Annotated in this window: 20 protein-coding genes and 1 tRNA gene; 6 read left to right on the forward strand and 15 right to left on the reverse strand. The window is 44.7% G+C overall.

Features of this window, described 5'->3' with window-relative positions:
* The 5 genes from L0660_RS06480 to L0660_RS06500 all read right to left on the reverse strand — a co-directional run bounded on the left by L0660_RS06480 (nt 1) and on the right by L0660_RS06500 (nt 7,287).
* On the reverse strand, nt 1–927 hold the full coding sequence (locus tag L0660_RS06480) for a hypothetical protein (RefSeq protein WP_026628769.1): 927 nt from the start codon (nt 925–927) through the stop codon (nt 1–3).
* Between the two features lie 105 nt (nt 928–1,032).
* Nucleotides 1,033–2,124 carry an SPOR domain-containing protein gene (locus L0660_RS06485; RefSeq protein WP_235158687.1) on the reverse strand — a complete coding sequence of 364 codons (1,092 nt, stop codon included), beginning with the start codon at nt 2,122–2,124 and terminating at the stop codon, nt 1,033–1,035.
* Nucleotides 2,125–2,152: 28 nt separating this feature from the next.
* Nucleotides 2,153–3,823, reverse strand: a complete 1,671-nt coding sequence (locus L0660_RS06490) for a TonB-dependent receptor (RefSeq protein ID WP_235158689.1) — start codon at nt 3,821–3,823, stop codon at nt 2,153–2,155.
* A gap of 42 nt (nt 3,824–3,865) precedes the next feature.
* Nucleotides 3,866–6,877 (reverse strand): tetratricopeptide repeat protein, encoded by a 3,012-nt coding sequence (locus tag L0660_RS06495; RefSeq protein WP_235158690.1) that lies wholly within the window; start codon nt 6,875–6,877, stop codon nt 3,866–3,868.
* A gap of 158 nt (nt 6,878–7,035) precedes the next feature.
* Nucleotides 7,036–7,287, reverse strand: coding sequence for a hypothetical protein (locus tag L0660_RS06500; RefSeq protein ID WP_233798388.1), 252 nt, complete (start codon nt 7,285–7,287; stop codon nt 7,036–7,038).
* A gap of 63 nt (nt 7,288–7,350) precedes the next feature.
* Between L0660_RS06500 and L0660_RS06505 the strand changes: the two genes are divergently transcribed.
* Nucleotides 7,351–8,343, forward strand: coding sequence for a tetratricopeptide repeat protein (locus L0660_RS06505; RefSeq protein WP_235158692.1), 993 nt, complete (start codon nt 7,351–7,353; stop codon nt 8,341–8,343).
* Nucleotides 8,344–8,370: 27 nt separating this feature from the next.
* On the opposite strand, the gene menD is transcribed toward L0660_RS06505, so the two are convergent.
* The 6 genes from menD to L0660_RS06535 form a co-directional block, all read right to left on the reverse strand.
* On the reverse strand, nt 8,371–10,107 hold the full coding sequence (gene menD / locus L0660_RS06510) for a 2-succinyl-5-enolpyruvyl-6-hydroxy-3-cyclohexene-1-carboxylic-acid synthase (RefSeq protein ID WP_235158693.1): 1,737 nt from the start codon (nt 10,105–10,107) through the stop codon (nt 8,371–8,373).
* A gap of 64 nt (nt 10,108–10,171) precedes the next feature.
* A complete protein-coding gene (locus L0660_RS06515; RefSeq protein WP_015810559.1) occupies nt 10,172–11,035 on the reverse strand; it encodes an RNA polymerase sigma factor RpoD/SigA in 864 nt (287 codons plus the stop codon).
* Nucleotides 11,036–11,099: 64 nt separating this feature from the next.
* Entirely contained in the window at nt 11,100–13,238 is a 2,139-nt protein-coding gene (pnp, locus tag L0660_RS06520) for a polyribonucleotide nucleotidyltransferase (protein WP_235158694.1), read from the reverse strand.
* Between the two features lie 107 nt (nt 13,239–13,345).
* Nucleotides 13,346–13,621: a 30S ribosomal protein S15 gene (gene rpsO, locus L0660_RS06525; RefSeq protein ID WP_026628777.1), complete on the reverse strand. Its 276-nt coding sequence runs from the start codon at nt 13,619–13,621 to the stop codon at nt 13,346–13,348.
* A gap of 103 nt (nt 13,622–13,724) precedes the next feature.
* Nucleotides 13,725–15,224 (reverse strand): LptF/LptG family permease, encoded by a 1,500-nt coding sequence (locus L0660_RS06530; RefSeq protein WP_235158695.1) that lies wholly within the window; start codon nt 15,222–15,224, stop codon nt 13,725–13,727.
* Nucleotides 15,224–15,616: an START-like domain-containing protein gene (locus L0660_RS06535; RefSeq protein WP_026628779.1), complete on the reverse strand. Its 393-nt coding sequence runs from the start codon at nt 15,614–15,616 to the stop codon at nt 15,224–15,226. The genes L0660_RS06530 and L0660_RS06535 overlap by 1 nt, the downstream gene beginning before the upstream one ends.
* A 201-nt stretch (nt 15,617–15,817) precedes the next feature.
* On the opposite strand from L0660_RS06535, the gene L0660_RS06540 reads away from it, so the two are divergent.
* The 4 genes from L0660_RS06540 (at nt 15,818) to L0660_RS06555 (ending at nt 18,893) form a co-directional block, all read left to right on the forward strand.
* Nucleotides 15,818–15,894 (forward strand) — tRNA-Met (locus tag L0660_RS06540).
* 129 nt (nt 15,895–16,023) lie between these two features.
* A complete protein-coding gene (locus tag L0660_RS06545) occupies nt 16,024–17,802 on the forward strand; it encodes an ABC transporter ATP-binding protein (RefSeq protein ID WP_233798393.1) in 1,779 nt (592 codons plus the stop codon).
* A 105-nt stretch (nt 17,803–17,907) separates the two neighbouring features.
* Nucleotides 17,908–18,609, forward strand: coding sequence for a 2OG-Fe(II) oxygenase (locus L0660_RS06550; RefSeq protein WP_235158696.1), 702 nt, complete (start codon nt 17,908–17,910; stop codon nt 18,607–18,609).
* Between the two features lie 56 nt (nt 18,610–18,665).
* Nucleotides 18,666–18,893 (forward strand): Ada metal-binding domain-containing protein, encoded by a 228-nt coding sequence (locus L0660_RS06555; protein WP_235158697.1) that lies wholly within the window; start codon nt 18,666–18,668, stop codon nt 18,891–18,893.
* On the opposite strand, the gene L0660_RS06560 is transcribed toward L0660_RS06555, so the two are convergent.
* Genes L0660_RS06560 through L0660_RS06570 form a run of 3 tightly spaced genes read right to left on the reverse strand, consistent with a single transcriptional unit; the run spans nt 18,877 to nt 21,488 of the window.
* On the reverse strand, nt 18,877–19,788 hold the full coding sequence (locus L0660_RS06560) for a DNA-3-methyladenine glycosylase (RefSeq protein WP_235158698.1): 912 nt from the start codon (nt 19,786–19,788) through the stop codon (nt 18,877–18,879). The two genes, L0660_RS06555 and L0660_RS06560, sit on opposite strands and share 17 nt — an antisense overlap.
* A 59-nt stretch (nt 19,789–19,847) precedes the next feature.
* Nucleotides 19,848–20,867, reverse strand: a complete 1,020-nt coding sequence (gene holA, locus L0660_RS06565; RefSeq protein ID WP_235158702.1) for a DNA polymerase III subunit delta — start codon at nt 20,865–20,867, stop codon at nt 19,848–19,850.
* Between the two features lie 24 nt (nt 20,868–20,891).
* Nucleotides 20,892–21,488 carry an ACP phosphodiesterase gene (locus tag L0660_RS06570; RefSeq protein ID WP_235158703.1) on the reverse strand — a complete coding sequence of 199 codons (597 nt, stop codon included), beginning with the start codon at nt 21,486–21,488 and terminating at the stop codon, nt 20,892–20,894.
* A gap of 96 nt (nt 21,489–21,584) precedes the next feature.
* On the opposite strand from L0660_RS06570, the gene L0660_RS06575 reads away from it, so the two are divergent.
* Nucleotides 21,585–22,100 carry a peptidylprolyl isomerase gene (locus tag L0660_RS06575; protein ID WP_026628786.1) on the forward strand — a complete coding sequence of 172 codons (516 nt, stop codon included), beginning with the start codon at nt 21,585–21,587 and terminating at the stop codon, nt 22,098–22,100.
* A gap of 31 nt (nt 22,101–22,131) precedes the next feature.
* Here the strand turns inward: L0660_RS06575 and L0660_RS06580 are convergent, their stop codons facing one another.
* Entirely contained in the window at nt 22,132–22,611 is a 480-nt protein-coding gene (locus tag L0660_RS06580; protein ID WP_235158704.1) for a dCMP deaminase family protein, read from the reverse strand.
* Nucleotides 22,612–22,679: the final 68 nt, after the last annotated feature.

Here is a 22,679-nt window from a genome sequence, read left to right on the forward strand (position 1 = left end):
CTATTGGGAACGGATTTTAAATGTGATCGTTCCTACCGATTCGTCTGGCACGTTTGATGACTTTGGGATAAAGGTCAAATCGCGCACTGCGCTTTTGTATTTATTAACAACTGAATAATCGGTAACTGTTGTGTTTTGCGTGATAATGCTCTTCACACGGCCATTCTTATCTACGGTAATTTTGAATGTAATATCGCCCGTAGCATCCGAATTATCGTCCACAACCGGTCTTCTCGACCAGCTCCAACCGGATAAGCTCAACCCTACTGCCGTTCCGCCACCGCCGCCTTCACCTTTGTATGTCTTGGCAAATAAGCTTCCTGTTTTAGAACCCTTGTCACCAACGCCGTCTGCATCATCGCCATTGTTATTACCACCCACGCCGCTTTTTGTGCCGTTTGTGCCATTGCTTCCCGACTTGCTTCCGGATGATTTTGTAAACAATGCATCCTTATTAACTGCCTTTTCAGGAGTCGGCTTGGCAGCCGGGGCTGATGAAGCTTCGGAACCGGTCGATTTCTTGCTCTCATTCTTCTCAGGCGCTTCCACCGGGCTCTCAGCCTTGGACGTAATTACAGGCTTCTCAGCAACCGTTTTTGTGGGTTTCACCGGCTCAATCTTCGGAGGAGTTGGCGGTGTTGGTTTAGGTGTCGCAACAGACTTAACTTTTTTCACCTCATCTGCATCTGCCCGCATATTTTCAGCGACCTTGCTGTCATTAGGCTTGTTAAACGTCTGCACGTCGCCGCGGCCCACCTTGTCAGTTCCGTAGTTCACTTCCACAAAAAGCTCCATAGGAGCCACTTTGGGTATTGAGCTGTTCAGCCTGATGAAGAAAAATATGCCAAGCATTGCGATGGTGATCCCGATGGACATAGCCCAGGACACTGCAATTCTCTGACGATCTTCGGCTTGTAATACAATCATTGTATTTGCTATTATTTTACTGTTTCAACAACGTAAATTTAAAAAAAATCGTGTGTTACGAAAAAAGGAAGCACTTTAATGCTTCCTTCTCTATGCTTATTTAGATTATTTTTTCTTGTAAACCCAGCCCGCTTCTCCGATCACTCCTTTTAGCTTGTTAGAGGCGCGGTAAGCATCGGTCTCGGTGCCGTAGCCGTTCGTTGCCACCTTCACCTTCTTACCAAACCGGTCGGGAGGCAAAATGCTGGCGTCCTCAAATCCTTTTTCCTTTAACTGGGCCAGGAGCACTTTTGCTTGCTTGATCCCTTTAAATGTTCCTGCAATCACATAGAACTTAGAAGACGATGCTGGCTCGATGGTTGCAGCCGGCTCTGGCTTAACCGCCAGGATTGCCATTTTTGCTTTAACTGAATCATCCTTTAAAGGTTTCGCAGTTTCAACCGGCAAATTGGTTACAGCAACAGAATCAGTGATTAATACCGGTTGTGTGGTTGGTTTAACAGTTTCCGGTTCAACAACCGTCGTTTCCGATTTTTCCTCATTCGTTGCTTCTGCTTTGGCAAACAACTCGGTGAATGGGTTCAATGTGCTTTGAATGTCTCCGTTTCTTGAATTGACCAAAAACACACTTAAACCGCAGATCAATGTGGCTATGGCTGCCGCAGCGGCCCATCTTACCCACTTGAATGTGCCTGTTCTATCCTCTTCTGATTCAATAACTTCAACCTGTTCCTCAGCAATGTAATTGTCTCCAACTGCGATCGGAACTATCTTTTTATCAACCTGCTTGGCCCTGATCTTCTCAAAACCATACCATTCATCCTTGAAATATTTCTCAGTGTTCGGCTCGAAAACCAGCTTACCCTCGATATTCTTGCTGAAATCCCCAATCCCCATGATCTGCGCCCGGCCGAGTTGTTCGAGGTTATGGCGAAGTTCATCCGTATAACCTTTTACATATTCAACCGCTTCCAGATGCGACAAGCTTTCATGACGCGAAATGTAATTGGCTAAAAGTCCATCGTCCAGTTTAAGGAACTCGTTGAACGCCAGCTTCTTAGCAGGAGGAGAAAAAGTCTGCGACATCGAATCATAAGCAGCCGGGATCTGGTGCGAAAGCAATGCTCCGAATCCTGGAATGATTACAAATTCATATTCACCTACAAGTTTTCGGATGACTGTTTCGACTGCTATCATGAATGTTTTTTCAGTTAACTCAGCGAAGTTAAAAAGAAAACGATAATCCTCCAATAAAGTTTAGTCCTTGCTGCGGGTAATACTGGTAACGCTGATACTGCTTACCTAACACATTGTTGAGGGCCACAAATGCAGAGAAGTTCCTGGTTAACAGATAATCAATCTTGAAATTCAGGTCCGCAATCACAGGCAGTTTGGTCACTTCGCCGCTCTGGAAATTTTTTGCTTTTATTCCTCTCAGCATATAAAAATCCGCTGTTACGAACAATTTTTTACTGATTGCAAGCGCATTAAACCAGTTTAACGTAAGATCAGGACGGTGCCAGGGCTCTTCAAGGTCTGCAACTGAGTAATCAAAGAAGTTTACTTTAACAGACGTTTTGAACAGATCATTAAAGTTGTAACCCGCCTGACCGGAAATGCTCAGCACTTTTGTCTTGCCCGGATCATAAATGATCGAGAACTGCGATGTGTCGGCCAGGGAATTGTTGAAATAATAAAAATTTCTGTATTGCGTGTAAGCAACTTTACCTTCATAATTGAAACCGGCAAGTCCCTCACCTTTTACGCCCGCACTGATTTCAGAGTCCTTATCAGTGTTAAGTATTTGAACATTGGGACCCAGCCACATGTTCTCGCCGAGCATACTTTTCAACGTATTCCTCACCATATCTCCATTCCAGCCGGCGAAAACGTGCAGCCCGTCAAAAGGTGCAACGTCAATGTTCAGAACCGGGAATGCTTTCGTTCTGTTGATCTCTAATTCGCTGTCTGTTTCATTGGCTACATTAATCCCCGCGGTTACCGAGAACAGGTCGGATGTGTATTTGAATGTAGGCTTTACCCGGAACAGATTCCTGTTATAAGTGAAGCGGTCGACACGCTGTGTTATAAATGCATCCGCTTCCAGTAATGCATGAAACGATTCGGATAACGGCACGGAAGCCATTAACTTGGTTCCCCAATCCAATTCGGAAGCTTCATAACGGTCCCGCAATGTATGCAGGCTCGTTTTCACTGAATAATCAACAAGTACAGAAGCATCTGTATTTTCAAAACCCAATGCTACACCAAACCTGTTAATCGTCTGGCGGATGCTGTCCCTGTTCACCTGAACAGTTTCGGGCTGTGGCTGATAACCGTAGAAATAGTAGTTCTTACGATCATAGTCCAGCGCTGCCTCCACCTTGTACTTGCTCCGAATGTATTTACCGCCTATCCTGAAATTGGTTGACGCATTAGCCGAGTTCTTATTATCAACCGGACCATTGGCGGCGGATAAATGTTTCAGCTGCGTGGTAAAAACCAGATCTTCGGAAGGACGACCGCCTACGAATGCTTCACCCAGAAAACGGCCGTAGTTACCAGCGCCAAGCTTAACGTAATTATTCAGCACATCCGGTTCGTCCTTGCGTTTCTGTTCTTCCGATGATGCTGCTACGCTCGGCGTCAGCTTCGGCGACGAAAGGTCGATTTGCGGATCAATGATCTGGTAATCAACTTTTTTCTTGCCCGTTTCACCTTTTATCGGATCAACTTTATCATAAACCCGGTTTGCAGGTGCGAATTCAATGCTTTTTTCTTTTACAATCTCGTAAGTCTGGCTCTCAATCTCGCCCCGTTGCGCCATAGCGAAATGGGAAGAAAAGCCAAGTGTCAATAGAAATAAGGAAGAACGTATCGCGGTGGATTTCGTCATGAGTCTTAATATTTTCTGTTAGTCCCGCAGGAATGAATCTTATTATTTACTGATCTGAGCCAATTTTTCCTTAGCAAGCTCAACTGCTTCTTTATCGTCGGAATTATCGATAATGGAGGTTAATGTGGCCTTAGCCTGTCCCATTTCGTTCAATCCTACGTACACCTCAGCAAGCAGTATAAAAGACCTTACACGCCAGTAATCATATCCCTCGAAATTCTTGCCCATCTCAATGATCGCCGTCTCAGCCTCTTTGAATTTCTTATTTTTGAAAAGAATCGTTGCTGCCCAGTAACTGGCCTCAGCGCCGTATTCATCTTTTGACGTTGCAGCGATCTTTTTAAACTCTTCGGCTGCCTTTGTCAGATCCCCGCGGTCGTAGGGCACTTTACCCGCATAAAGCTGGGCTTTTCCAACTGCACCCGGGATCAGGTTGCCACTATTGATGACTTCTTTGGCATAATACAATGTGGAGTCGTAGCTTTTCAATGTATAATAAGTGTCCATCAAGCCAACCCAAGCCTGCGCCTGTTCTTTCTTGCTTTCCGAATTGCGGAGCAGCACCCGGAAGTTTGAAACCGCATTGTTGTAATTACCCCGGGCGATTTCCAGTTCTGCGGAGCGTTGGGCAGCTGCGGCAACAAACGTTGATTTGTTTTGCTGAACCACTTTACTGAAATATTGCAATGCCTCGTTCACCTTGCCGCTCTTGTCGTAAGAAGAAGCAATGAAATAGTTTGCGTCATACTGATGCTTGCTCGCAGGGTAACTCTGAATGAAGCCCTGCAATGCATTGATCGCATTCTCATATTTCTCTGCATAATAAAGATTACGCACGTTATCGAACTCCACTTCTTCGAGCTTCTCGTTACCCGGATTGTTTTTCCTTACAACACCAAGCACCTGCGTAAACTCTTCCGGACGTCCAACAGCCGTATAGGCTTCCTGAATCCCTTCCAAAGCGCTGTTTGCGGATGGAGAGTCTGCATATTCAGTCAAGATCTTACGGAAATCGACGATCGCTTGTTCGTACACCTGCAAGTTATAGTACGACTGCGCGCGACGAAGCAATGCTGCGGGGATTGCGTTGCTCTTCGGTTTCTCGTTGATCATTCTCGTGAAACCTTTCACAGCAGCAGAATAGCTCTGTTTTTGAAAATCAATGTCGGCCAGCTGGAAATAGGCATCATCCAGATATCTCGACTGCGGATATTGGCTGATCAGCAGATCAAACTGTCTGCGCGCTTCCTGCTCCCGGTTCATGTATACATAAGCACGGGCCTTCTGGAACAAAGCGTAATCCTTATCCACTTTACCTTTGGACGAAACCTGCTCGTAGGTCTTGATCGCCTCATTGTAATTCTTGGCAGCCAGATAGCAGTCCGCCAGCCGGGAAAAGCCATCTTCGATCATCGCCGGCTCGATGCCTTCAATGTTGTTCGTAAACTCCTTAAAGTATGTTAAAGCCTGAGCGTATTTTTTCTGGTTATAGTAAATATATCCCAGAGCATATAAGCTCTTTCTTGCATAAATGCCTGCCTTCGGATTTTTTGAGATCTGCGAGTACAGGTTGGCAGCTTCATCTACTTTGTTCAAACCATATGTCGACTCCGCCTTGTAATATGTTGCAGAAATGAAAAGTTGCTCATCAATAGGAAACTTGATTGACTTATCAAACATTACAATAGCATTATCAAACTTCTGCGCATTGAAATCGAGGACTCCCTGGTTATAAGTAAGCCTCTGATAGGTGCCATTTATTTTAGCATTCCGCTTGGAAAGGCCCTCAATGTACTTTATTGCCCCAACCGAGTTGCTTGCGCTGGCATATCCTTCGGCTACTAATTCAGTTGCTTCCTCGGTATGTTTACTTTCAGGATATCTTGCCATGAAGTCGTTAAACTCCTTTACGGCCTCATTGTTGTTCCCCGACTCCAACTGAACCTTTGCATGGTTGTAAGCGGCTTCTTCTTTAACGACAGGGTTAAAGTCAAGCTTAGCGGCATTGTCAAATGCTGTTAAAGCATAAGTTAATTTAGAAGTCTTTAAGTAGCTGATTCCCAGTATATATGAGGCGTACTGCGAAACAGAATCTTTGCCCGGTCCGATGGGTTTTAAGTTTGTTATTGCACCTTCATAGTTACCGCTTCTGAACAGCGCATGACCATAATGTAATGCCACTGTCGGAGGCACAACGCCTGGTTTCATTCGCTTGTAACGCTCGTAAGAAGTTACAGCAGCAGCATAGTCGCCTTTCTCGTAATACACTTCTGCTACATACAAAGCAACGTCATCCAGTTTAGTATTGCCTCTCTGCGATTTCAAGATCTTCTCGCCGTAAGTTAGCAGCTCATCATTACGCTTCAATTGGTATAAGGATGATATAATCCAGTTGGGCGCTTCGTTCTTATAGTAAGGATGATCCTCGATCCGCTGAAAATCCTGATAGGCTTCTTCAAATTTGTTCTTCTGGTAATTGATCACACCGGCATAAAACGAAGCATCGCCCGCATTTGCGAAAGAAGTCTCCGTTTTAACCTGGTTAAACAACGGCAGCGCTGCATCCAGTTGCTGCGTGTTGTAATAAGACATAGCCAACTGATAAGTGCTTTCCAGCTTATTCGCGCCGCTTCCTCCTACGTTAACAGCTTTATCCAGATAAGTGATGGCCTTTTCATACTGCCCGGACTCGTAGTAATAACGGCCCAGATCGCCGTAAATCTGCTGTGCTTTGGGATGTTCTGAATGATTTTTTACGAAACGGTCCACTTGCACTTCCGCTTCGGGATAGTTCAGATATAAGCCGGTAACTGCGACATAATATTCCGCCGTAACCTTGTTATAGTCCGTGGTGCTCAGCAACTTATCATCCGTTCCTAAAAACTCGTTGAATTCCTGCCTGGCTGCCACGTAGTTGGACTTTTCATAATATTCCAGGCCATTTCGAAAATGGGCTTCCGGTTCGGTTACGCTTAATGTATTCTGAGCAAAAACCGAAGATGCGCCAACATATAAAAGCATTCCGAAAGTGGAGGCGCCGTGTTTAAAAACCATAGAGACTGAGTTGGTGAATTTTTGATTTGAATTAATGTCATTAACCATATCTTTTTAAAGAGTATTTTGGTGCGCTCTTACCTCTTAAAATTGTTTGCTATCTAACGAAAAGTGTACTAAAACCGTATACGTTGATAGTAAAGGCATTATTTATAACCTCAGAAGATCACTTCGTTACGCCGTAAAGACTCTGAAAAATCATCATGCATTGCATCAAAACGGGAGGTAATTGCAGCAATAAATGATTCGTCCATGCAGCGTTCTATTTCTGCCGGACTTTCAATTTCGTAGTCATCGATTTTGTAAGTTTGCTCATACATGCCGGATTCAATTTTGACAATGTATTTATTGTTCCATTGATAAAGGCCGATCTTAAATTTGTCGTTGGGTATATCCTTAATATATCTCATTTTATAAATTGTTGCAACTCTATGGTTATCAGTATTAAACTAAATAGAATACTAATATTATTAGTGCTAATTCTTTCCGCTTGTTCTGGTCAGGATCAGAAAGATGCCGCTGACTTCTTTCTGAAAGGAAACAAAGCCCTTAGTCAAAAGAACTATGCCGAAGCATTACGCCTATATGACGAAGCAATTGCCAAAAATGCAGATTTTTCGGACGCATACCTCAATAAAGGGATAAGTTTATTGAAAATGGGCAGGCCGGAAGATGCCCATGAGATTTTGACAGAAGCGATTAAAATCGACCCTACACTCACACAGGCAAATCTCGTCAGGGCAGAATCAGGGCTTGATTTGGGGCGTTTGCGCGAAGCAAAGCAGGACTTGCAGCAAATTGAAAAAGATTATAGGGATTCATCGCGGTTTTTCCTTGTGCGTGGAAATCTGCTGGGTGCGGAAGGCAATGCATCCCTTGCACTTGCCGACTACGATCGCTCGATCCAATTACAGAAGCTGAATGTTGAAGCGTACGTCAACCGGGGAGCTATATACTACGGCCTTAAAAACTGGAAAGCAGCCAAGGAAGATTTTGAAAATGCCCTGGCTTTGAATCCGGTTCAACCCGAAGCGCTCAACAATCTGGGATTAATTGCGACAAAAGAAAGGAACTGGAAAATGGCCCTCTCCTATTTTGATAAGGTTCTGGCAGCAACGCCAAACGACCCTTATTCGCTCAACAACAAAGGCTATGTTTTGTTGCAGACAGGTTCGCCTGAGCAAGCGAAAGAACTCATCGAGAAATCGCTCGACAGGCTCCCCAAAAACGGATACGCCTTTCGTAATCTCGGCATCTATTATCAGCAGTCAGGCGCGCACGACAAGGCGATTGAAGCATTCACAAAAGCCATCGATATTGCGGAGCCGGTCGATATGCTTTACGGACTTGCGGGTCAGGCTTACTTCCAGCAAAAGAACCTTACGGAAGCTTGCAGGATCTGGAAGCAAGGCGCTGTGTTGAAGGACTCTATTTCAATGGTGCAATCAGCAAAAAACTGTCGTTAACCTTATTTGTAAGATACTTCTCACCTATTATTCCTTACCCAACTTCTTCAATGCCTTCCAAACCCTTTCATTCTCGTAAGGATCAGTAAAAATTTCCAACAAGCTGATGCCTTTGTTCTCTAAGAACGCATTAATAGCTGTATCCATTGTCTCAATTTCATTGCAACTGAAATAGGCAATGCCAGAATCTTCGCAAGTGCGCCTGGCCGAAAGTGCGTGTCTGGTTTCGAAGTAAGTTTCAATCTCGGGCAAGCCGGAAGGCCCGTCGATCATCCGGAATATATTTCCACCGGCATTATTGATCACCACGATTTTAAGATTTTGCGGAAGCGAGTTGATGAGCAAACCGTTGCGGTCGTACATGAATGCAACGTCACCCACAATTAATAATGTGTCCTGCCCGTTGACCAGCGCGGCACCAATAGCAGTGCTCACACAACCATCAATTCCGCTCGTTCCCCGATTGCAAAACACGCCATTGACCCTACTGCCAAGGTCGAGCAAATTGACGTATCGGATAGACATGCTGTTCGCAACATGTAACTGAAAATTATTATTGGTATATTTAAAAAGTAAATCTAACGATGTTAAATCAGATATCAAAGATAGATTTTTTAGATATTTATCTCTTGTACTAGCTGCTGATGCATCACTGCTTGCAAAACGCCTAAGGTAGGCTGAGTCCGTTTCAGGGTCTGAATTCTGCACAAACAGCTGGTAGTCAAGTTTTTCGAACAAATTTTTAAAGAAGTACCGAGGATTAACAGGAATCGTTCTTGTCAAAGATTGCGTTGGATCGGCCAAAAATGTGTCTTCGCCGATGTGCCAATGCAGCTTGGGTGGGTTTTTCCTGATAAATTGTTTGAAATCTTTTGAAATGAATGACAAACCGAACGTAATGAGCAGGTCGGGCGCCAGTTGTTCGACATCACTTCCTCCCAGAAAGAGATCGTGGTTGCGGATGATCTTCGCTCCGGAAATGTTTGCGATATGATCGGCCAGGACCGGGATGTCCCACTCTTCCGAGATCTTATTCAGCACATCGCTTAGTTCCTGATCGGGCATTTGCTGACCGGCAGCGATCAGTATTTTCGGGCAGTCTTCAAACTCGTCCAGCAATGCATTCCATTCTTCCTGGGCAAGGGTTTTCTCCGCCGATTGGCGCTGGATAATCCTCAAATTCGGAGACGGAATCATTTCATCACCCGGCGCAGGATAGAATGGCTCTCTGATCGGAACATTGATGTGCACCGGACCGGCCGGAACCGTTGCTGCCAGCGTTACCGCTTCGTTCGACATCCTGTTAATAGCCCATTGCACATCTGCGTGCGCATAATCAGCCGAGAATTCGAAGGAACGCTTGATGTGCTTGCCAAATATTTCGCTCTGATAGATCGTCTGCCCATCATATTGATGCAACCATTCCTTAGGCCGGTCGGCGGAAATAACAACCAGCGGAATTTGCTGAAAAAACGCCTCAGAGACAGCTGGCGCATAGTTGTAAACTGCACTGCCGGATGTGCATATTAACACTACTGGAACGCCTGTTTGCTGCGCTATTCCCAGCCCTAAGAAGCCCGCCGAGCGCTCATCCATGCACACGTGTAATGTGAAGCGCCCGAAGCGCGTAAATGCGAGCGTAAGCGCAGCGCTGCGGGAGCCAGGAGAGACCACGACGTGCCGGATTCCCTGTGCGTAGCAAATGGCGGCGAGATCCACCAAAGGTTGTAAAATGGCCATATCTGTAAATAAAAATAGCCTCATTTAAGAGGCTATTTAATTAATACTGTATCAAATCACTGGTTAATTGCAACATGATAAGCTGAGATTAACCCAGGTATGTTTTCAATGCTTTGCTTCTCGATACGTGGCGTAATCTTCTGATCGCCTTTTCTTTGATCTGACGAACGCGTTCACGGGTAAGGTTGAACTTCTCACCGATCTCTTCCAGCGTCATGGCATGCTCGCCATTCAAACCGAAATACAATGCGATAACGTCCGCCTCACGCTGTGTCAATGTGCAAAGTGCACGCTGCACTTCCTTACGCAATGATTCATTCACCAAACCGGAATCAGGCTTGTCTTCCAGATCATTCTCCAACACATCCAGAAGGCTGTTTTCTTCACCTTGAACGAATGGAGCATCCATGGATACGTGACGACCAGAGATCTTCATCGTATCAACAACCTCGGAAGAAGAAATTTCAAGCACTTCTGCCAATTCCTCAGGAGAAGGCTCACGCTCGAAACGCTGCTCTAGTTCTGAAAAAGTCTTTGATATTTTATTTAAAGAACCTACACGGTTGAGGGGTAAACGTACAATCCTGGACTGCTCAGCAAGCGCTTGCAGAATAGATTGGCGAATCCACCAAACTGCGTAAGAAATGAATTTAAAACCTCTTGTTTCGTCAAAACGCTGAGCAGCTTTAATCAAACCTAAGTTACCTTCATTAATCAAGTCGCCCAATGACAAGCCCTGATTTTGATATTGCTTGGCCACAGACACTACAAAGCGAAGATTCGCCTTGGTAAGTCTTTCCAATGCAAGCTGATCACCATCCCTAATTTTCTGAGCTAACGTCACTTCCTCGTCCGGCGTCAACAAATCCACCTTCCCGATTTCTTGCAAATACTTGTCTAACGACTGACTCTCACGGTTGGTAATTTGCTTACTGATCTTTAGCTGTCTCATCTATCTTTTATTATTTTTATATATAACGACATTAAATATTGCCCTTGTTTCCAAAAACACTATTTTAATCATTTTTGTTCTCTGGCTTCGGCAGCAATACTTTCCGTGACAGACGATACTTACCAGTTTTCTTATCGATTTCTACCAATTTAACCTGAACTTCCTCTCCTACCTCAAGCACACCGTCCATTTTTTCAAGACGTTCCCATTTGATTTCGGATATGTGAAGCAAGCCGTCTTTTCCTGGCAAGAATTCAACAAACGCGCCAAACGGCATGATTGATTTCACTTTACCAGAATAAATCTCTCCGATTTCCGGCACCAGGATAATTCCTTTGATACGGGCAACCGCCTTATCCATCGAAGTCTTATCAGCAGAGAATATACTTACAAATCCTGCTCCATCTTTTTCCTCGATAGAAACCGTAGCGCCGGATTCTTTCTGGATATCCTGAACAACCTTACCGCCAGGCCCGATTACGGCACCAATCATTTCACGGTCGATCTTGATCACGACAGCACGTGGTGTATGTGGTTTCAGATCGGCACGGCTTTCAGTCATCGTCTTGTTCATTTCACCCAGAATGTGCAATCTGCCTGCTTTCGCCTGCATAAGCGCCTCTGTCAAAACTTCATACGAAAGTCCGTTTACTTTCATATCCATCTGGCAAGCCGTAATCCCCTTTTCAGTTCCGGTTACCTTGAAGTCCATATCGCCCAGGTGATCTTCGTCACCTAAAATGTCCGAAAGAACGGCATATTTGCCTGTTTTTTCATCAGAAATAAGACCCATAGCAATTCCTGAAACCGGTGCTTTGATCTTCAAACCTGAATCCATCAATGCAAGAGAACCAGCGCAAACCGTTGCCATCGAAGACGAACCATTTGATTCAAGAATATCGGATACGATACGGATTGTGTATGGATTGTCCTCAGCAACGGGCAATACTTTTTTCAATGCACGCAAAGCCAGGTTACCATGACCTACCTCACGACGGCCAGGACCACGGTTTGGTTTCACTTCACCGGTTGAAAATCCAGGGAAGTTGTAATGCAGCATGAACTTGCTGTAACCGTATTTCATCGGCGTATCAACAATCTGCTCATCATTTTTCGTACCCAATGTTACCGTTGTCAATGACTGCGTTTCTCCTCTTGTAAACAAGGCAGAACCATGTGCATTTGGCAAGAAGTCGATTTCAGAAGCGATAGGACGAACTTCATCCAGTTTACGGCCGTCAAGACGGATCCTTTCATCCAAAACCAGGCGGCGTGATGCTTCCCACACCAGGTCATTGAAATAACGTTTTGCCAGGGATTTGTCAAAACCTTCTTCATCCTCAGGAACCGAAGCAATGAACTCTTCCCAAACTGCTTTAAAACCTTCTTTTCTAACAGTTTTGTTGGTTGAGCCCAGCTGGGTTACCTTGTATATTTTATCGTATGCAATTGTTCTCAAACGAGCTTCAAGCGCTTCGTCTGCTGCATCGCCTACGTATTCTCTCTTTTCTGTTTTGCCAACTGCCGCTTCGAACTCTTTCAAAGCAAGACATTGCTGCTTGATAACCTCGTGAGCCACTTTCAATGCTTCCACAACCTCTTCCTCCGACACTTCGCTCATTTCACCTTCCACCATCGCGATGTCATTGTAGGTTGCGCCTACCATCAGCTCCAATGTTGCACGTTCCAGTTCCACTGAACCCGGGTTAACAACGTAATGGCCATCAATTTTCGCAACGCGAACTTCTGAAACCGGTCCGCCGAAAGGAATATCGGAAGCGGCAAGTGCAGCAGAAGCTGCCAAAGCTGCCAATGCATCAGGCAATGCAGTTGCATCAGCCGACATCAGCATAAGGTTAACCTGAACTTCTGCGTGGTAATCATCCGGGAACAACGGACGCAAAACGCGATCTACCAGGCGGCTTGTCAAAACCTCCGGATCAGACAACTTGCCTTCACGACGCTGGAAGCTTCCGGGAATACGTCCCGCAGATGCGAATTTTTCTTGATAGTCAACTGATAATGGCAAGAAGTCAAGACCTTCTTTAATATCTTTATTAGCTACAACTGTCGCCAGCAACATCGTGTTGCCCAAACGAACTACAACCGAACCGTCGGCCTGCTTTGCTAATTTCCCTGTTTCAATGGTGATTTCCCTTCCGTCTGGCAAGGGTATAGTCTTGGTAACTATATTAAAGAGCATAAAATATTGTTTTTTGTAGCTGCGAAACGCCATCCTGACGTTCCAAATTTGTTAATTCCGCAAAAAATCAGGGAACTTTCATGTAGATGAAGTTCCCTGATTCTAAATTACTTACGTATGTTCAGTTCGGCAATAATCGCACGGTAGCGGTTAATGTCCTTTTTGTACAGATAATCCAACAATCTACGGCGCTTACCTACCATTTTAAGTAGACCAAGTCTTGTATCGTTATCTTTTTTGTGCGTTTTTAAGTGCTCGTTCAAATAATTGATACGATACGTAAATAAAGCAATTTGTGATTCAGCAGATCCAGTGTCTCCGCCTTCTTTCTTGAAACCTTTTGATTCGAAGATCTCGGTCTTCTTTTCCGCGGTTAAATACATAATTGTAACAACAGATTAATTATTTTTGGACTTTTCACAGCACCCTGCTGTAAATAAGGACGCAAAATTACGATTTTCGGCCTGAAATAAAAATATAATTTTACTATGATTGAATAAGCGCCCTTTTGCCAAATCTACTTGCCCATCTTTCTTTTATTCTTTTGACAAACATCAAATAGACATCTTTTTCAAACAACCGCGAGTCACTCCGCGCCCGGTCGATAAAGTATAATCCGGTCAAAAGCAGCACTGTATTAGCCATCCACGCGCCTACGGGCACAGCGAGCATGCCTTCCCTTACCCATTTGTCGCCCTGGTTGGTCAGGACATAAAGCAGGATAAAGAAAATAATGGATACCAGGACAGGCACCCCAAACCCGCCTTTTTTAATGATGGCACCCAGTGGCGCGCCAATCAGGAACATGATCAGGCAGGATAATGCATTGGTATATTTATGGTGTTTTTCCAATTCATACTTGGTTGCATCTTTCAGCTTCGTCTGCAAGTAATCCTTCTGGGATTTGGTGTAACTCAGCATACTGTTCGCAGCGCTTTTCGTATTCATTAAAATCTCCTTTTTCAAGCTGTCAGAAACTGGCTTATTCAGCAAAGAATCAATCCAGGGGCCTTTTTTCAGCGTTTTATCGGTTCCTTCGCGATAATTGTAGGAATAATATTGCTGGCTGCCGGCCACGAGATTTTTCCGCGTCTCATTATAGGAGTTACGGAGCGAATCTGCCGTTGAAGTCAGGTCGCTGATGTTCTTCATAAACTCGTGGTATTTGAACTGTCCTTCATCCGTGCGCTTCATACCAAACGACGAAAGGCTTTCCGTCAAACGGAAGTGCTTGAACGAATTGCGACTGAAATTGGAGTAATTCGGCATGCTGCCCCCACCTATCGGTGAAGATATATACGCAGGCCGCGCAGTGCCGGAACTCACCTCATCCGTGTAACGCGTTCCGTTATAAAGCTCGATCACCAGGTAACGGTTATCATTGATGGAATACATCCGGCCCGAGTCCGCCAGTATGATTTCGGTGTTTCCCACTTCATACGAACGGTTGCTATGCTTATAGATCACCATTCCCTTCAACTTACCATTCTCTTCCTTCTTATCCACTTTAATGCTAAACCCAGGGAGATCATTGTAAAAAATCCCTTCCTTTATCTTCAAAGTGGCTTTCGTGGTCTTAATATCATATAAAAGGCTGTAACCCTTTAAATTGGCCCACGGAGAAATTCGGTCATTGAAATAAAATGAGAAGGCACTGACGGAAACTGCGACAATGAAAAGCGGCGCCATAGCACGCACAACCGATATTCCTGCACTTTTTATGGCTGTCAGCTCGAAGAATTCACCCAGGTTACCGAATGCCATCAGCGATGACAGCAGCATGGCCAGCGGAAGCGCGGTAGGAACCGTTATCAAGCTAAAAAAGAAGAATAATTGCGCGTAATCCGTTATCCCAAGGTCTTTGGAAACGAAATCATCTATGTAAAAAATCATGATCCGCATCAGAAAGACGAAAACCACGACAGACATTGTTATCACAAAAGGCCCCCAAAAGGACATTAATATAAGCTTATCAAGCTTTTTCATCAACTACCAACGATATCTTTCAAATTATCAATAAAGCCATCCCAAAGCGAAGCCATCTCCCGCTCATCGCGGTTGGACGAATAGTCGGTCACGCGCAGGAATGTTGTCTGGGTTAACTCGCTAACTTCAAGTTTTAGTTCCACGTGATTGTTGTCCAGATTATCATCGCTTGTATTTTCAAAATCAAATCTTACTGCTTTATTAATACGCAAACCGGTCTGTCTAGCAATGTGGCTGTCGCCGTCCCACTGGAAGTCAAACCGGTGATCGGGCAATACAGTGACTTTTTCAGCAAACCATTGTTCCAGTCCCGAGGGCGTCGATATATATGGAAAGAGTACTTTTGGAGAGGATCGCAATTCAAATTCAGTAACAAATTTATATTTTTCCATATGAACTAAAATTAAAAAGGGTTAACCACAACAGTACCGCCTTATATGCTGATTTTAAAAGCTGTAATATAGCATAATTCAACAATAAATGTCATCAAAGTTAATTTTTGCTCTTTTATCCAAACGAAAATTTAGGGCGAAAATTGAAAAAACGCATTGGACTTTAATTTTTTTTAACATACTTTTGCACCACAATAACACGGCGGGGTAGCTCAGATGGTTAGAGCGTAGGATTCATAACCCTAAGGTCGGCAGTTCGATTCTGCTCCCCGCTACCAAAGATCAGACATCCCGAACGGATGTCTTTTTTATTGCCCTATCTGCATTCTTCTGCGTTCTGCGAGAATTAAATTACCGGATTTTCGGTTTCCCATAATAGTCTAACGCTGGTTCGCCTCTCATTCACCATGAAATTATTAATACAATACCTTAGCCGGTACAAAGCCCTCATTTTACTGGCGCTTGTACTCGCAGCCATCAATCAGGTCTTTTCGCTCCTGAACCCCTACATTCTCGGTAATTACCTCATCGACCCTTACGCCAACAAAGCACAATATTACCGCGATAATGGCCTTGATGACGCTTTTTTCAAGGGCATCCTTATCGGCCTGCTGATGATCATCGGTGTTGCCATGGTTTCGCGGATTGCCAAAGCATTTCAGGATTATGTCGTCAATGTTGTGATCCAGAAGTTTGGCGCAAACCTTTACACAGATGGGTTACGCCATGCATTACGCCTCCCGTTCCAGGATTTTGAAGACCAGCGCAGCGGTGAAACACTCTCGGTGCTGCAAAAGGTTAGGGCGGATTGTGAAAAATTCATTACCAGCTTCGTTAACGTGCTCTTTGCCACATTGGTAGGAATTGTGTTCGTGGTTGTCGTTGCCTTTAAGCTCAGTCCTTCATTGCCGCTTATTTACCTGGTTGGCTCGGTGATACTGGCAGTTCTGACGAGTGTTTTGAGCAAAAAAATCAAGTCAATCCAGAAGAACATTGTCAAAGAAACTACGGCGCTGGCTGGGTCCACGACCGAATCGCTGCGGAACATTGAACTGGTCAAAAGCCTTGGCCTGACGAATCAGGAAATAACCCGCTTGAACACAACCACATTCAAAATCCTAAAACTGGAACTCAGAAAGGTAAAGAGCATCCGCTCGATAAGCTTTATTCAGGGCACATTCGTGAATTTCCTTCAACAATGTATCATGTTCGCCTTGTTGTTCTTCGTCTTCCGGGACCGGATTACCGTCGGGCAAATGATGATGATGCAGTTTTATTCGTTCTTCATTTTCGGGCCTTTGCAGGAACTGGGTAATGTGATCCTCTCCTATCGCGAGGCCGAAGCGTCGCTGAACAATCTGCAAACATTGCTGGCCAGGCCCGTCGAACGCAAGCCCGCAAATCCCGAGGTGATTACAGACATCGAAGAACTGCGATTTGAACAGGTCAGGTTTCAGCATCAATCTGCGAACCGACCGGCTTTGGAAGATATTTCTTTTGACGTAAAACGGGGCGAGACCATTGCGTTCGTTGGACCGTCCGGCTCGGGAAAGACGACATTGGTCAAGCTTCTTGTGGGCCTTTATCATCCCATTTCGGGAGCTGTATATTACAATGGCATAGATGGTAATAACATTGATTTTGATGAAATCAGGAACAAAATCGGCTTTGTAACGCAGGATACGCAACTTTTTTCAGGCACAATAAAAGAAAACCTGCTTTTTGTAAACCCCGGTGCAACGGATGAAATGATTAACGATGTGTTGCTGAAAGCGGCTTGCTATAACTTGCTGTCGAGAGCTGAAAGCGGGATTGATACGGTGATCGGCGAAGGCGGGTTGAAACTTTCGGGTGGTGAGCGGCAGCGTTTATCCATTGCCCGTGCGCTGCTGCGTGAGCCGCATTTGCTGATTTTCGATGAGGCAACCTCTGCATTGGATTCGCTGACAGAAGAAGAGATTTCCAACACGATCCGCAACATTACCGATCAGCGTCAGCATATTACGGTAATGATAGCGCACAGGCTGTCTACAATAATGCATGCAGACCGGATTTATGTCCTGGAAAAAGGGCATGTAGTGGAAACGGGAAGCCATCATGCTTTGCTTGATGAAAAAGGCTTGTATTATGCCATGTGGCGCCAGCAGATCGGTGAGCGCAAGGACGAGTCGGTGCTTTCTTCCTAATGTATACAATAACCAAAAGCTAGCAAGATTCAGGTTTTTCAGCGGTCCTTCGGCGCCTATTTTTGTCCTGTCAATATTAGATTGGATCAAACAGAAATAAGACGAATGAAGAGCATTGAAACATTGGATTGGAGTTACATTACGGACGATCTGCACAGAAAAGGATACGGATTAATAGAACAGGTTCTTTCGCCTTCGGAATGTGATGAGCTGATTGCATCTTACAATGAACCAGCACATTATCGGAAGACGATCGTGATGGAGCGTTACCGGTTTGGGTTAGGAGAATATAAATATTTTCAATATCCCCTGCCAGACCTGATCCAGCATTTACGACAAAGCTTTTATTCAAAACTTGCCCTGGTCGCTAATAAATGGATGCAAGTCCTCAACATTGACCAACATTACCCTGCTGATTTCCAGGATTTTCAGACAAAGTGTCACGAAAAGCAGCAAACAAAGCCAACCGTGCTGATCCTGAAATACGGTGAAGGCGGGCATAATACGTTGCATCAGGACTTGTACGGAGATCTGTTCTTTCCTATTCAGCTGGTTATTTTCCTTAGCGACCCTGAAAATGATTATACAGGAGGAGAATTTGTGTTGACCCAACAAACACCGCGCGCTCAGTCGAAAGCCATCGTTTTGAAACCCAGGAAAGGAGACATACTGGTCTTCACAACCAATTTCAAACCCGTGAAGGGAACCAAAGGTTACTATCGCGTCAATATGAAGCATGGCGTTTCCGAAGTGACTTCCGGGAACCGCTTCACGCTGGGAATCATTTTCCACGACGCACTAAGCTGAAAGCCATGATCAGGCACTCGGACCTCGGACCTCCGTCGTTTCAAACGAGCAGAAGGTTGAAGAAACTAACTGACGATCACGTAATCTGTTATGGCGGAAATGCTCGTCTCAAAATTTACGGAACATTGCAATGTAATTCGGGAAAGCGCATGAAAATGAAAAACCGGGTCTTTTTCAATTCTGAGAAAGAGGCGATGTCGCGAGGTTTCCGACCATGCGGACATTGTATGCGGGAAGCTTACTCGAAGTGGAAACTAAAACAGCACATTACGGTAAAACCTTGAAAGTAAGGCTCCGCCAGAGATAAAAGACCAGGTAACTCTCCCAGCCTGCAAACTGTTGAAAAAGTGTATCGATCTTGCCTGTTTCCCTTCTATCCTGGATAATGTTGTGATTGGAAAGTGCATTCAACAGACCGATATCACCATGCGGAATGCCTCCAGGTTCCTGCAACGACTTCATTAAAACATAATTAGCCGTCCATACACCGATTCCCTTATGATCCGTCAATGCTTTTTTACGTGCTGCAAAGTCGGGTAATGCGCGAATTGCTTCTTTATCTAAACTCCCGTTTGCAAAAGCCCTGGCAATGCCAATCACGTAATCCGATTTTTGCTTCGAAAACTGCATTTCCTTCAAAAGGTCCGGATCAGCTGCTGCCAGCACTTCGGGCTCGGGAAAAACGTAGTAAGATTCATTTTCATGGTCGATTCGCTTGCCATAATGTTCCACCAGCCGCCGCTTCACTTTATAGGCAAAAGACAAATTAATCTGCTGACCGATAATACACCAGCAAATGGCTTCGAAAAGATTGGAAATGCCAATCACCCGCAGGCCTTTATAATCTTCGGCCATGTAGGCAATGCGTCCATAAGCTTTCAGCAGGTCGTAAAACGGCTGAATGTTCGTATCCATATCAAACCATTCACGCACATAACCAATAAGATAGGACTTATTTTCCTGCGTTGCTTCTCCTTTGAGAATTTCCAGTTCCAGGAAACCCGAATGCTCGCGGATGGACACCAGCAGCATTTCCGCTCCCACTTCCAGTGCCTTAAAGATGGTATCGCCTTTAATGATATGCAGGCAATCATCATAATTTCTGTTAAGAAACCACAAACATTCTTCAAAACTAAAAAGCGCCGGAACGGGGATTAAGACCTTATGCTCACTATTCATTTACCAAATATACCGCAACTGCAAACAAGCCAAAACCTGTTTCTTGCTGCATGATGACCTTAATGTACAATTTTGAAAACCAATTCTTTAAGCAGTTCACCTTCCGGAATGCTCACGCCGTCGAGCCCTTTCAGCCTTGCATCACATTCGCGAAGATAATGTATAATGTTGGCCACTTTGGGAAGCGGATAATTGCGGATAGCCAGCAGGTAATCTTTTACAAAGTAAGGGTTAACACCCAATTCGGTAGCAAGCCCTTTTTCTGATTTATCTTTGCTGGCGTGTGCAAGCAGCACTTTTGTGTAAAAACCAAACAAAATGATCAGGATAGGAGCCAGCGGATTATCCTTGGAATTTTGGGAAAAATAAGTGGCAATCTGGTTGGCCTTCATGACATCGCGCGTCATCAGTGCCTTTTGGAATTCAAACACATTATATTCTTTACTGATGCCTACAAACCTTTCAATGGCTGCGGCATCAATTCCCTCATCTACGCGGAGATTAACCAGGATTTTCCGGATCTCGTTCGACAATCGTTTCAGATCGTTTCCAATGTTATCGACCAGCATCTGCACAGCCTTAGGACTTATTTTGACGCCCTCATGCTGACAAAATGAAGCTACCCACTCGGGTAACTTGTTGTCGTACATCTTCTTAGACTGCACCACAACCCCATTTGTATTAATGGATTTGATGAATGTCTTACGCTCATCCGCATTGGCATGAAAACAAAAAACCAGCACCGTGCTGTTCAGCGGATTGAGTGCATAATCCTCTAACCTGGCCTGCTGTTCCTTTTGCTCGATCCCGCCCAGCTTATTTGCATCTTTCACGAGGATCAGCTGCCTTTCGGCCATGAAAGGAAACCGCCGGGCATAGCTTAGCACACCAGCCACATCCGTATCCTTTCCATACAGAACGAATTGGTTAAAACCCTTTTCAGATTCAGCAACAACACGTTTTTCCAGTTCTTCGGCAATGGAATCGATGTGGTAAGGCTCATCGCCGTGCAGAAAATAAATAGGCCTGAACTTCTTACTTCTGATCTCTTTCAGGACAATGTCCGGTGTTTGGGCCATAGGGTGTGCCGGTAGGCAATAATGTTAATGTGTTAATATAAACTCCTCGGACTGTTTTTGAAGTTCCGGAAAGAAGCGTAAAAATTTATCCCTGTAAAACTCCTCATTCTCGCGCAGCTCCAACATGGCATTCCGCAGCGGCGCAAGATAAGTAGCCCGCCTGGACATCCTGTGAAAGGTGAGCTCCACGCCTTCCAGCGTGGCGTAGCTTGTAAGCCAGTCCTCACGGATCATGGCCTGCACCATACGCGTCATATGCTCGGGAATAAAGTGCTCATTCTTCCTGATCAGCGCATAAATATTGCGGGTGTAGGTAAATAGCGGCTCAGCCTGAAACTGATCGAAATGCTGGGCAAGAAAATAATCAAAATAGATATCCATCACAATTCCTGCCAGCTTTCCCTGCGACAATGCAGCCTTGTGCGTGGCTTCACGGACAATTTCGTGCTGGTCTGTGAAAAAATCAATGTGCCGGTGCAGCTTCAAGCCGGTGACAAAATCCGGGTCCCATTCGGCCGTCTTTTCGTCCGTCAGACGGCCCTTTATGAAATCGCCCACAAAATTGCCCATCACCACGCCTTCCTTATTTCCTGATAGCAAAATGTGTGCTAAAAAATTCATCTAAATGGCATTTTGGCAAATTTGCCGTACGTTTGTTTTCCCTGCTCTACTTGGAACAATTTTTTACAACAACAATTATTTTAATCAAACTAGCAAATGAAAGTCGAAAAAAATAACGTGATAGCGTTAACATACAGCCTGAGAATTCCTGACACAGACGGCGAAACAGATGTCGTTGAAGTGGTTACGGAAGAAGATCCAATGTACTTCATACAAGGCATCAGCGGCCTTCCCGAGGGTTTCGAAAACCAGATCGAGGGACTTGTTGCAGGTGATATATTCGAATTCACGGTGGCCCCGGAAGAAGGTTACGGCGAGTTTGACGAAGAAGCCATTGTCGAATTGCCAAAAGCAGTTTTCCAGATGGAAGACGTTAACCAGGACGAATTATTGCAGATCGGTAACATTATTCCGATGACCAACGAAGATGGCGAAAGAATGCATGGTCAGGTTGTTGAGATCAAAGACGACATTGTTGTCATGAACTTCAATCACCCACTGGCAGGAAAAGAAATGCATTTTAAAGGACAGATAATCTCAATCCGTCCAGCCACAGCAGAAGAAATCAGCCACGGGCATGTGCATGGTGCTGGTGGGGTGCATCACCATTAATGAATAAAGACCGGGCTTGTAAGCCCGGTCTTTATTCATTAATAACATACTGCTCCACCTCCACGCCGAAACGCTTCAGAAACTCTACCCCTTCCTCCACTGCGATTCCCTTGTAAGCGGCGTATGAATGCAGGAAAATTACTTTTTTGATTTTCATTGTATAAATAACCCTGGCGCAGGCAATGCACGGCGCTAATGTTACGAAAAGCGTCGAACCCTCGATATTTGAGCCATTTTTTACTGCAAATAAGATAGCGTTCTGTTCTGCATGTAATGCGAGTGAGCAGCTTCCTTTCGCATCTCTCGGGCAACCCACTTCCGGAAATTCTTCATCACAGTTATGCGTGCCGGCAGGAGGACCATTGTAACCGATTGAAATGATGCGGGTGTCTTTTGTTAATACCGCACCCACCTGTGCTTTGATACAATGTGAACGCAACGCCAGATTTTTTGCTAATTCCATGTAGATATCATCAAATTCCGGGCGCAATTTCGTTGTAGGTAATGTCATTCGTTTCTTCAATAATTTTTATACAAACTTATCGAATTGAAAACGGGATTCAACATAAGATTTCGAAG

Source organism: Dyadobacter sp. CY351 (assembly GCF_021502625.1).
Classification (GTDB): domain Bacteria; phylum Bacteroidota; class Bacteroidia; order Cytophagales; family Spirosomataceae; genus Dyadobacter; species Dyadobacter chenhuakuii.